Origin of the sequence: Veillonella sp. S13053-19 (assembly GCF_002959835.1) — a bacterium.
GTDB classification, from domain to species: Bacteria; Bacillota; Negativicutes; order Veillonellales; family Veillonellaceae; genus Veillonella; species Veillonella rogosae.
The window spans coordinates 108,249-120,664 of the sequence record NZ_PPDA01000010.1 but is presented as its reverse complement, the minus strand read 5'-3'; the positions used below and the strand labels follow the sequence as shown (position 1 = coordinate 120,664).

At 41.0% G+C, this 12,416-nt stretch carries 12 protein-coding genes; all 12 read left to right on the top strand.

Annotated features, from left to right (window positions below):
- Positions 1–24: 24 nt before the first annotated feature.
- The 12 genes from VEHSUH06_RS07085 (at position 25) to VEHSUH06_RS07030 (ending at position 12,408) form a co-directional block, all read left to right on the top strand.
- Positions 25–471, top strand: a complete 447-nt coding sequence (locus tag VEHSUH06_RS07085; protein WP_105098323.1) for a low molecular weight protein arginine phosphatase — start codon at positions 25–27, stop codon at positions 469–471.
- Between the two features lie 11 nt (positions 472–482).
- Positions 483–920 (top strand): ribose 5-phosphate isomerase B, encoded by a 438-nt coding sequence (gene rpiB, locus VEHSUH06_RS07080; RefSeq protein WP_105098322.1) that lies wholly within the window; start codon positions 483–485, stop codon positions 918–920.
- Positions 921–965: 45 nt separating this feature from the next.
- Complete coding sequence (glyA, locus tag VEHSUH06_RS07075; RefSeq protein WP_054748807.1) at positions 966–2,198, top strand: serine hydroxymethyltransferase; 1,233 nt, start codon at positions 966–968, stop codon at positions 2,196–2,198.
- A gap of 187 nt (positions 2,199–2,385) precedes the next feature.
- Complete coding sequence (upp, locus tag VEHSUH06_RS07070; protein WP_105098321.1) at positions 2,386–3,012, top strand: uracil phosphoribosyltransferase; 627 nt, start codon at positions 2,386–2,388, stop codon at positions 3,010–3,012.
- 208 nt (positions 3,013–3,220) lie between these two features.
- Entirely contained in the window at positions 3,221–4,246 is a 1,026-nt protein-coding gene (locus tag VEHSUH06_RS07065) for a sugar-binding transcriptional regulator (protein ID WP_105098320.1), read from the top strand.
- Between the two features lie 67 nt (positions 4,247–4,313).
- The gene (gap, locus tag VEHSUH06_RS07060) at positions 4,314–5,324 is read left to right on the top strand and encodes a type I glyceraldehyde-3-phosphate dehydrogenase (protein ID WP_009351659.1); all 1,011 of its coding nucleotides are present in this window, start codon (positions 4,314–4,316) and stop codon (positions 5,322–5,324) included.
- Positions 5,325–5,337: 13 nt separating this feature from the next.
- Entirely contained in the window at positions 5,338–6,516 is a 1,179-nt protein-coding gene (gene pgk / locus VEHSUH06_RS07055; protein ID WP_105098319.1) for a phosphoglycerate kinase, read from the top strand.
- Position 6,517: 1 nt separating this feature from the next.
- Positions 6,518–7,288: a triose-phosphate isomerase gene (tpiA, locus tag VEHSUH06_RS07050; protein ID WP_105098318.1), complete on the top strand. Its 771-nt coding sequence runs from the start codon at positions 6,518–6,520 to the stop codon at positions 7,286–7,288.
- A gap of 13 nt (positions 7,289–7,301) precedes the next feature.
- Entirely contained in the window at positions 7,302–8,828 is a 1,527-nt protein-coding gene (gene gpmI, locus VEHSUH06_RS07045; RefSeq protein WP_105098317.1) for a 2,3-bisphosphoglycerate-independent phosphoglycerate mutase, read from the top strand.
- Between the two features lie 94 nt (positions 8,829–8,922).
- Positions 8,923–10,206: a phosphopyruvate hydratase gene (gene eno / locus VEHSUH06_RS07040; protein ID WP_054748599.1), complete on the top strand. Its 1,284-nt coding sequence runs from the start codon at positions 8,923–8,925 to the stop codon at positions 10,204–10,206.
- Positions 10,207–10,394: 188 nt separating this feature from the next.
- Positions 10,395–11,405 (top strand): GspE/PulE family protein, encoded by a 1,011-nt coding sequence (locus VEHSUH06_RS07035; protein ID WP_105098316.1) that lies wholly within the window; start codon positions 10,395–10,397, stop codon positions 11,403–11,405.
- Positions 11,389–12,408: a type IV pilus twitching motility protein PilT gene (locus VEHSUH06_RS07030; RefSeq protein ID WP_105098315.1), complete on the top strand. Its 1,020-nt coding sequence runs from the start codon at positions 11,389–11,391 to the stop codon at positions 12,406–12,408. The genes VEHSUH06_RS07035 and VEHSUH06_RS07030 overlap by 17 nt, the downstream gene beginning before the upstream one ends.
- The last annotated feature ends 8 nt before the right edge of the window (positions 12,409–12,416 follow it).

The following is a 12,416-nucleotide window of genomic DNA, read 5'->3' as shown; positions in this document are numbered from 1 at the left end:
ATGTGATTAAGTAAGGATGTTATTATGAATATTTTATTTGTATGTACCGGTAATACTTGCCGTAGTCCTATGGCAGAAGGAATTACACGGGCCCTTGCAGCGGAGCAACATAAGGATGTAACGACTGTATCAGCTGGCCTATTTGCCGCTTATGGAGCAAAGCCGACTGAACAAGCCGTTGTAGCTGTCCGTTCCATTGCTGATATTTCTGACCATGAATCGAGACCATTAACTATGGAGCTCGTCAATGCAGCAGATCTAATCATCGGTATGACGAAAGATCATAAATCCGTACTACTTCGCCAATTCCCGTTTGAGGAAGGTAAAATCAGAACGATTTCCGAGTGGGGTGGTCAAGATGGTGATGTTACTGACCCATATGGCGCTGATCAAATCATATATAATCAATGTGCGGAGCAAATTTATCATTTAGTTGAGGAAGGCCTTAAAACAGCCCCTCAGAAAGCATAGGAGATGATATTATGAAGGTTGCAATCGGTTGTGATCATGGCGGATTGAATTTAAAAGCATCCGTTAAAGAAGTATTAAGTGCATTGGGACATGAAGTAGAAGATTTTGGCTTTCATACAGCGGAATCTTGCGATTATCCAGATATTGCCGTACCTGTAGCAAATGCAGTCGTGTCTGGTAAAGCAGATCGCGGTATTCTAATTTGTGGTACTGGCATCGGTATTGGTATTGCAGCAAATAAGATAGCGGGCATTCGAGCGGCTCTTTGTCATGATACATTCTCTGCACACGCATGTCGTGAACATAATAATGCCAATATCCTTACAATGGGGGAACGCGTTATTGGTCCTGGTCTTGCTAAAGATATCGTTACTATTTGGATGGCAACGGAATTTGAAGGTGGTCGCCACGAACGCCGTGTAGAGAAAATTAAAGCATTAGAGAAATAATACATCATTACCTATAGATATTTGTTTTGTACGAGGAGGATACTCATGAGTTTCTTAGAAAAACAAGACCCTAATATTCAAGCTGTTATCAATCAAGAATTGGCACGTCAACGCGATAAATTAGAAATGATTGCTTCTGAAAACTTTGTTTCTCAAGCAGTTATGGAAGCTCAAGGTAGCGTATTAACTAATAAATATGCAGAAGGGTATCCTGGTAAACGCTATTATGGCGGTTGTGAAAATGTTGACGTTATCGAAACATTGGCTATCGAACGTGCAAAACGCTTGTTTGGCGCTGAACATGCTAACGTACAACCTCATTCTGGCTCCCAAGCTAACTTTGGTGTGTACTTTGCATTATTGCAACCTGGCGACACTATCGTGGGTATGAACTTGTCCCACGGTGGTCATTTGACTCATGGTTCTCCAGTTAACGTATCTGGTACATATTTCAATGTAGTACCTTACGGTGTAGATGCAGAAACACAACAAATCGACTATGATGAGTTCCGTAAAATTGTATTAGAAGCAAAACCTAAATTGATCATCGCTGGTGGTAGTGCTTATAGCCGTCAAATCGACTTCAAGAAAATGGCTGAAGTCGCTCACGAAGTAGATGCTATCTTTATGGTAGATATGGCTCACTTTGCAGGTCTTGTAGCAGCGGGCTTACATCCAAACCCTGTAGAATATGCTGATATCGTAACTACTACAACTCATAAAACATTGCGTGGTCCTCGTGGTGGTTTGATTCTTTGCAAAGAAAAATATGCTAAAGCAATCGATAAATCTATCTTCCCTGGTATCCAAGGTGGTCCTTTGATGCATGTTATCGCTGCTAAAGCTGTTGCCTTAGGCGAAGCATTACAACCTGAATTCAAAGTATATGCGCAACAAATTATCGACAATGCAAAAGCATTGGCTGCAGCATTGCAAGATAAAGGCTTAACAATCGTTTCTGGTGGTACAGATACTCACGTTATGCTTGTAGATGTTCGCAGCACTGGCTTAACAGGTAAAGAAGCAGAACACTTACTCGATGAAGTAGGTATTACATGTAACAAAAATACAATTCCATTCGATCCAGCTAGCCCATTTGTAACAAGCGGTATCCGTCTTGGTACGCCAGCGCTTACAACTCGTGGTTTGCAAGTGAAAGATATGGAAGAAATTGCTGATATTATTGCAGCAGTTCTTAAAAATCCTGAGGATAAAGCTGTTCATGAAGAAGCTAGCAAACGCGTAGCTGCACTTTGTGAAGCGTATCCATTGTACTAATCTAATAGATTAATGACAGTCATTACATATTCATAGGCCTACAAGCCTATAAGTAATATAAAAGGGATGTGCCTTGGCATATCCCTTTTAATATTTTTATGGCACTATTTTACATTCTATGATAGAGTTAATATGATAGTTAAATTGCTACAAAGAGATACGTATATTGTTTTATAGGAGGACAGTCATGAAAGTTAATGTTATGACACATCCGTTGATTCAACACAAAGTTACATTGATGCGTGATGTGCAAACAGGGTCAAAAGACTTCAGACAACTACTTGATGAAATTACTATGTTGATGGGGTATGAAATTACACGCAACTTACCACTTGAGGATGTAGAGGTAGAAACACCATTAATGAAAATGACTGGTAAACGTATTGCAGGTAAAAAATTAGGTATTATTCCAATTCTTCGTGCTGGCCTTGGCATGGTAAATGGTATGCTTAACTTAATTCCAACTGCAAAGGTTGGTCATATCGGTTTATACCGTGATCCTGAAACTTTAAAACCAGTAGAATACTACTGCAAATTGCCAACTGATGTAAGCGAACGCGATTTCATCGTAACTGACCCAATGCTGGCAACTGGTGGTAGCGCAGCAGCAGCTATTACTTTGTTAAAAGAAAAAGGTGCTCAACACATCAAATTGATGTGCCTCGTAGCGGCTCCAGAAGGCGTTGAAGTTGTAAATAAGGAACATCCTGATGTACCTGTTTACGTAGCAGCACTTGATGAAAAACTCAATGATCATGGTTACATCTTGCCTGGTTTAGGCGATGCTGGTGACCGTATCTTCGGTACAAAATAAATTAAAATAAACGACATACTTTTAGGCATAAAACTTGTATTAAATTGTCTCAAAAGCATGTCGTTTTCTGCTATTTAGGGTTGAATAAAATTCACATAGGGTATAAAATAAATGTGTAAAGGTATTTTTTTATTTTAGGTGGGACGAATTTTGTTCACATGGGACGAAAAACGATTCATACAATCCCAACGGGTAAAGGAGGGACCCGATGAACGAGTTTCTAATGATATGTGAACGTATTGTTCCTGAAATCGTTAGCGTATTAAAGGAGCGATACAAGATACTAAACCACCTTGTTTATGAAGAGCCTATAGGCCGCAGGACATTAGCTACAGCGACGGACCTTCCAGAGCGAACCGTACGAAGTCATATTGAGTTGATGCGTGCAAATGGTCTAGTAGACATTTATAAACCGGGGATTTTTCTCACTGACGAAGGACAATCAATTGTTCCGAAGTTACGAAATTTTTTAAACGAACTAGATCGTATTAACGAACTAGAAAGCCGATTGACGGAAGCACTTTCCATCGATAGGGTTATCATTACACCTACAGAAGGAACGTTAATGGTTAAAAAGCTGGGCTTCGCTGCGGCAAAACTGTTACAGGAGTTATTAGAGCCTGATTCAGTAGTGGCTATTAGTGGTGGTAGCACCATGGCAGCAGTAGCGGAAGAAATGCCGATTTTACCATTTAATCCTACTGTAGTGCCAGCTCGTGGTGGTGTTGGTGCGGTAGTGGAATACCAAGCTAATGTCATCGCTTCTGTACTGGCTGAACGACTTCGTGGGACTTACAAGATGCTTCATTTACCAGATGGGCTTTCACAAGACTCATTGCATATGCTCATGACTTGTGAACCGCAAATCAAGGAAATTGGGGATCTCATTAGTAGGACTGATGTATTGTTGTTTGGCATTGGTACAGCCATGCGCATGGCCGATCAGCGTCACATTGCTGATGAGGTACGCAAACAATTGGTAGATAATCATGCTGTAGGCGAGGCGCTGGGACAATATTGTGATATGGATGGCAAGTTGATTTATTCCACTAATAATATTGGTTTATCCCTGCCTGATGTAGCAAAGGTGCCAAATGTTATTGCTGTAGCAGGTGGACAAGAGAAGGCGAGCGCAATTATTGGTGTCATGCGAGCTTGCCAGAAAGGTATACTCATCATTGATGAGCAAGCCGCCGAAGGCATGCGTCAATTGTTACAAATTTCTGCCTTATAGGAGAATGAGTAGTTATAAATTTTAGTTTGAATTTGGTTAGAATTTTTGTTATTAGGAGGATCTAACAATGGCAGTAAAAGTTGGTATTAACGGTTTTGGTCGTATCGGTAAATGTGTAGTTCGCGCAGCGATTAATAATCCTGACGTAGAAGTTGTGGCGATTAATGCAACTGGTGATAATGAAGGTACTGCATTATTATTAAAATACGACTCTGTACATGGTACAATTCCTAACGAAGTAACATTCGATGAAGACAACCTTTATGTTGATGGTAAAAAAATCCGCGTATTCCACGACCGCGATGCTTCCAAATTGCCTTGGTCTGAAGAAGGCGTAGAAATCGTAATAGAATGTACAGGTAAATACCGCGATGCAGAAGAAGCAAAAGTTCATTTAGAACAACCTACAGTTAAAAAAGTATTGATTTCTGCACCTGGTAAAAACGAAGACTTGACAATGGTTATGGGTGTTAACCAAGATATGTACGATCCTGCAAAACACCACATCATCTCCAACGCATCTTGCACAACAAACTGCTTGGCTCCATTCGCTAAAGTATTGTGCGATGAATTCGGCATTAAACGCGGTATGATGACTACAATTCATTCCTATACTAATGACCAAAAAATTCTTGATGCGCGTCATAAAGACCCTCGCCGTGCTCGTGCAGCAGCTATGTCCATCATCCCTACAACTACTGGCGCAGCTAAAGCTGTAGCTTTGGTATTGCCTCAATTAAAAGGTAAACTTGATGGTTTTGCATTGCGTGTTCCTACTCCAGACGTATCTGCTACAGACCTTGTTTGCGAACTTGAAAAACCAGCTACTAAAGAAGAAATCAACGAAGCATTCCGCAAAGCAGCAGCTGGTGAATTAAAAGGTATCCTTGGTGTATCCGATGTGCCATTGGTATCTTGTGACTTTGGTTCTGACCCTCGTAGCTCCATTGTTGATGCTGATTTAACAATGGTTATGGACGGCAACATGGTTAAAATCGTTTCTTGGTATGATAACGAATGGGGTTACTCCGAACGTCTTATCGACATGGCAGCATTCGTAGCAAGCAAAGGCTTATAATCGGGAGGCTTTGATGAAACAAACAATCGAAGGTTTACAAGTAGCTAATAAAACAGTATTTGTTCGTGTTGATTTTAATGTACCTATGAAAGACGGTGTCATCACTGATGACACTCGTATTCGTAGTGCATTACCTACTATTAACTATTTAGTAGAACAAGGGGCAAAGGTTATCCTTGCTTCTCACTTTGGTCGTCCAAAAGGAGAACGTAAGCCTGAAATGTCTTTGGCACCATGTGCGAAACATTTATCTGAGCTTATCAACAAACCTGTAGCATTCGTAGATGACTGCATTGGTCCTAAAGTTGAAGAAGCTGTGAAAGCATTGCAATCTGGCGATGTATTAATGCTTGAAAACTTGCGTTACCACAATGAAGAAACTAAAAATGATCCTGAGTTTGCTAAACAATTGGCATCTCTTGCGGATGTAGCCATCAACGATGCGTTCGGTGTATCTCACCGTAATGCAGCATCTGTAGTTGGTATTGCTGATTATATCCCAATGGCTGCAGGCTTCTTGCTCAAAAAAGAAATTAATGCATTAAGTGCAGCTGTTGTACATCCTAAAACACCTATGGCGGCAATCATTGGTGGTGCAAAAGTAACAGATAAAATTTCTGTTATTTCTAACCTTTTGCCTAAGGTTGATGTAATGATCATCGGTGGGGGCATGGCTAATGCGTTCATTAAAGCACAAGGCTGCAATATTGGTAGCTCCTTATTTGAAGAAGGTCAAGAAGCTATCGCCACAGATCTTGTTATGGAAGCTCGCGTAGCAGGTGCTAAATTGTTAACACCTATCGATGCTGTAGTAGCAGATGCTTTCAGCAACGATGCAAATACTAAAATCGTTGACGTTGATCAAATTGAAGATGGCTGGATGGTATTAGATATTGGGCCTAAAACACGTGAACTCTATGTAGAAACATTGGCGCCAATGAAGACTATTATTTGGAATGGTCCTATGGGCGTATTTGAAATGGAAAACTTTGCAGCTGGTACGAATGCAGTAGCGAAAGCTGTAGCTGAATCTGATGCGATGACTATCGTTGGCGGTGGCGACTCTGTAGCAGCCATTGAAAAAAGTGGATTGGCAGATAAAATTAGCCATATCTCCACAGGTGGTGGTGCATCTTTAGAATTCCTAGAAGGCAAAATCCTACCAGGTATTGCTGCATTGTCTGAGGCATAATATGAGAAAACCTATTATTGCAGGAAATTGGAAAATGAATGGCACCATTGCGTCTGGATCAATTCTGATCGAAGCGTTTAACAGCGTGTTACAAGATATGGAATTATCCTGTGATGTAGTTGTTTGCCCGCCTTTCACAGCTATTGAGCGTGCTGTAGCGCTGACGCGTAACACAGCGATTGAGGTAGGCGCACAAACTATGGATTATCATGATGCTGGTGCGTTCACTGGTGAAATTTCACCACTTATGCTTACAGAGGTAGGCGTTGATTATGTCATTATCGGTCATTCTGAGCGCCGCGAATATTATGGCGAAACAGATGAGACGGTAAATGCCAAAATTAAGAGTGCATTCCATCATAATTTAAACCCTATTGTCTGTGTTGGTGAAAGTTTAGAACAACGTGAAGCTGGTCATACTCTTGATTGGATTACGTCTCAACTAAAAGGGGCCTTGGCTGATATTCCTAAAGAACAAGTGAGTCAACTCATTATTGCGTACGAACCAATTTGGGCTATTGGTACTGGCAAGACTGCAACAGCTGATCAAGCTGAAGAGGTGTGTAAAGCTATTCGCGATTACATTCGTTCTGTATATGATGATGACGCCGCTGATGCCGTGCGTATCCAGTATGGCGGTAGCGTTAAATCTGAAAATGCACTAGAAATTCTAGGAGAACCAAATATAGACGGTGCTCTTGTAGGCGGTGCATCCCTAGTAGTTGATGAATTTATTGATATTATTAAAGCGGCGAATCAAGTAAGCGCTTAATATGAGGTTAGAAATGGCTAAATTAGAGGCTCCCGTAATGCTAGTCATCTTAGATGGCTTTGGCATGGGGGATCAATCAGATACAACCAATGCTGTAGTACAGGCGAAGCCGCTCTGTTTTAATCAATTATGGGATACGTATCCACATACAAAATTGGAAGCATCAGGGCTTGCGGTAGGCCTTCCAGAAGGTCAAATGGGGAACTCTGAAGTCGGCCATTTAAATCTTGGCTCTGGGCGTATTGTGTATCAAGATTTAACTCGTATTACTAAAGACGTTGAATCTGGCGAGTTTTATAATCGCCCTGTTATGAAGGAACTATACGAAGTTGCTAAAAAACAAAGCTTACATCTTATCGGTCTAGTATCTGATGGCAATGTACATTGCTCCTTAGAGCACATTAAGGCAGTTATCAAAGGGGCTCATGATCATGGTATTGAGCACGTTTATGTACATGCCTTGCTCGATGGTCGTGACGTAGCTCCTCAATGTGCACAAGGCTATTTAAAAGACTTAGAAGCGTATATGGCAGAGCTAAACTGTGGCAAGATTGTTACCGTGATCGGTCGTTACTATGCAATGGATCGCGATAATCGATGGGACCGTGTTGAGTTAGCATATAATGCTATTGTACATGGTCAAGGTGAAACGGCAGATTCTGCTTGTGAAGCAGTGCAACAGTCTTACGACAAAGATGCAGCTGATGAGTTTGTTCTTCCTACAGTCATTGATGCTGAAGGGACTATCAAAGATGGAGATGCCGTTATCTTCTGTAATTTCCGTCCAGACCGTGGGCGTGAGCTAACAAAAGCCTTAGTGTTACCTGACTTTGATGGTTTTAAACGAGAGCAACTGTCCTTGTATATGGCGACTATGACCAAGTACGAAGATGGTTTGCCAGTTCATATCGTATACGAAAAAGATATCTTATCTGAAACATTAGGCGAAGTGCTAAGCACTGGTGGTTATCGTCAACTGCGCATTGCTGAAACAGAGAAATATGCTCATGTAACGTATTTCTTCAGCGGTGGTAAAGAGGAACCATTTGAAGGTGAAGACCGCGTTCTTGTGAAATCTCCTCAAGTGGCTACCTATGATTTACAACCTGAGATGAGCGCTTATGAGGTAACTGATAAAGTTGTACAAGCTATTCAAGATGAAAAATATGACATGATCATCTTAAACTTTGCAAATCCAGATATGGTCGGTCATACAGGTAGCTTTGAAGCAGCTGTTAAAGCAGTTCAGGCCGTAGATACTTGCTTAGGTCGTATTGTTGAGGCTATACGCAGTAAGAATGGTCACTTGTTAATTACGGCGGACCATGGTAATGCTGAGCTTATGGTTAATCATGAAACTGGTAAGGTTCATACGGCGCATACTACAAACTTAGTTCCTTTAATTTTAATGAGCGATACACTTAAAACAGCTACTTTAGAAGCTGGTAAATTATGTGATATTGCTCCTACATTATTAGACCTGGCTGGCATAGAACAACCAAAATCTATGACAGGCCATAGTTTAGTACATAAAGCATAATTTTGAGGTCTAACTTTCACTATAGTTAGACCTAATCGATACATAACGGTGGAAGATTTTTAATAACTCCACCTTAGATTTATGAGGTGATAAAATGGCAGTAATTGAACAAGTCATTGCAAGAGAAATTTTAGATTCCCGCGGTAACCCAACTGTGGAAGTTGAAGTATGTTTAGAAGATGGTACTATTGCTACAGCAGCTGTTCCATCTGGTGCTTCTACTGGTATGTTTGAAGCCGTAGAATTGCGCGATGGCGATAAATCCCGTTACCTTGGTAAAGGTGTTTTGAAAGCTATCGACAATGTAAATGCTAAAATCGGCCCTGCACTTATCGGTTATGATGCTACAGAACAAGTGGCAATCGATAACTTGATGTTGAAATTAGATGGCACAGATAATAAATCTAACCTTGGTGCTAATGCAATCCTTGGTGTATCTATGGCAGTAGCTCGTGCAGCAGCTGAATCCTTAGATTTGCCATTATTTGCATACCTTGGTGGCTTTAACGCAAAAGAATTGCCAGTTCCTATGATGAATATCTTGAACGGTGGAGCACATGCGGATAACAACGTAGATATTCAAGAGTTCATGATCATGCCTGTAGGCGCTGAATCCTTTGCAGAAGCTCTTCGCAGCTGTGCAGAGGTATACCATACATTGAAATCCGTACTTCATGGCAAAGGTCTTAGCACTGCAGTAGGTGACGAAGGTGGTTTTGCTCCTAACTTGGCATCTAACGAAGAAGCATTGGAAGTAATCTGCGAAGCTATTAAAGCAGCTGGTTATGAACCTGGTAAAGACTTCAAATTGGCTCTTGATTCTGCATCTTCTGAATTCTATGAAGACGGCAAATACAATTTAGCTGGCGAAGGTAAAGTTAAAACAGCTGCTGAAATGGTAGACTTCTACGAATACTTAGTAGGCAAATACCCAATCGTATCCATCGAAGATGGTCTTGCTGAAGAAGATTGGGAAGGCTGGAAAGTATTAACAGATCGTCTTGGTGACCGCGTACAACTTGTTGGTGACGATTTATTCGTAACTAACACAAAACGTTTAGCTCGTGGTATTGAGCTTGGTGTAGGTAACTCTATTCTTGTAAAAGTTAACCAAATTGGTACCCTCACTGAAGCTTTCGATGCTATGGAACTTGCTAAACGCGCTGGTTACACTTGCGTAGTATCACATCGCTCTGGCGAAACAGAAGATACATTCATCGCTGACATTGCTGTAGCTGTAAATGCTGGTCAAATTAAGACTGGTGCACCAGCTCGCTCTGAACGTGTAGCAAAATACAACCAATTGCTTCGCATTGAAGAAATGTTATACGAAACAGCTCAATATAAAGGTAATGACGTATTCTACAACTTAAAATAAGATACATTATTTCTAATAGTCCAATAAGGGCGCCCTTCGGGGCGCCTTTTTTGTATACTCAAAAATAGAAAAGTTTTCGCTTCGTGGATTTTTAAAAATAAAAAAGGAATTTTGGGGATGATGTCGAAACCTATAACGCCATACGCTAGTGTGAGGTAAAAACATACCGCAAGGTATTGGAGGTGACCATGTATGTAGACGTGACATTAGACGATATTATTTTGTATGCCTTAGAACATCATGTAAGCGATATTCACTTTGATCCTGTTAAAAGTGGTGTGCATGTTCGACTACGACAAGATGGACTGTTACAAAATTACATGACAGTATCTAATGAAGATGCGGAGCTTATTATTAATCGCATCAAGGTTTGTAGTTCATTAGATATTAGCGAAAAAAGATTGCCTCAAGACGGTCGTTGGGCTTGGAGTCATAAAGATAAAGCCATAACAATGCGTGTATCTACTTTGCCCAGCTTATACGGCGAGACTTTAGTCTGTCGCCTTATGGGCAATGAGGGCAGTCATAAAGACCTTAAAGCTTTAGGCATGCGTACAGATATTTTTGAACATATCGTGCAATTACTAAAACGTCCTTATGGCTTATTGCTCATCTGTGGGCCTACGGGTAGTGGCAAGACTGCTACTCTATATGCCATGCTTCGCATGTTAAATTTAAAGGAAACAAAGCTCATATGTCTAGAGGACCCCGTGGAGGCTGAAATTAAAGGGGCCATCCAAATTGGTATCAATGAGAAGATTGGCTTTACATTTGCAAAGGGCCTTAGATCTGTATTACGCCAAGATCCCGATACGATTATGATTGGTGAGATTAGAGATAAGGAGACTGCAGAGCTCGCCGTTAAAGCTGCTTTAACGGGACATCGCGTATTGTCTACCATTCACACAAATACTGCTATGGGCGTAGTAACGCGGCTCATGGATATGGGGGTAGAACCATATTTAATTCGAGCTACCTTAATGGGGGCTATTGCACAACGGCTAGTTAGAAAATTTGATGGTACAGCGTACCATGGGCGAACAGCACTCTTTGAATTTTTAGAGATTCCAGCTAATTCGGCCTGTTGGGACCAATTAGAAACACATGTATTACTATCTTTAGAGGATTCTGCCCGTGAAGCCGTATCTCAGCATGTTACATCTATTGAGGAGGTGCATCGTTGTGGACTCATGCTGTAATAGTGAAAGTTTAGAAACTATTGTAGAACAAGCAATACAGTTATCATCAACAGATATTCATCTACAATGTGGACAGCCTATATATTTGCGACATGGTGATGGATTAAAGGCTACTAGCTTTGTGTGTACGACAGACTTAATCGAAGATATTTTACGGCGATGTGGTATAACATCCTACGAATGGCAATCCATTGATGAAGCATGCTCTTGTTGTGGTGTGCGCATTCGTGTTCATCTATATCGGGCTAATCAAACCATATGTGGTACCTTGCGCTTACTTTGTCATCAACAACTTTCGTTAGATGATAACAGTGAAGGGCAACTACTACAAAAATTATGTGAGGCCCATGATGGTTTATTGCTCGTCTGTGGTCCTACGGGCAGTGGTAAAAGCTTCACCTTAGCTTGTTGTATCGATTATATTAATCAGACAATGGAGCGTCATATCATAACCTTAGAAGACCCTATCGAGTTTGAATTTAAGCCTAAAAGATCTTTGATTCATCAAAGGCAATTAGGTGCCGATATTAAGTCTATGTCTGACGGCATTCGAGATGCCTTGCGGGAGGACCCAGATGTCATTATGGTAGGGGAGCTGCGTGATCGAGAAACCTTGGAGGCTGCACTCCATGCGGCAGAGACGGGGCATCTTGTGATGGCTACTATGCATACACAGAGAGCCGTAATGGCTGTTCATCGTATGATATCTCTTTTCCCAGGAGAGCAACAAGAAGAGGTACGTAGTCAAATATCTCAAGTGTTACGTGCCGTTATATGTCAGCGACTACTTAGGTGGAATAAGAAGTTCATTACTATTCGTGATATTTTACTAAATACCCATGCAGTAGCAAATTTAATTCGCACTCGTAAGGAACCTCAAATTATTTCCATTCAAGAAACACAGTTACCTATGAAAACACTAGAAATGGCTGTGCGAGATGTGAAGGCACAATATGGTTCTCAACAACAACTACATACTCTATTAGATCAACAATTATCGTAGGTGAATAC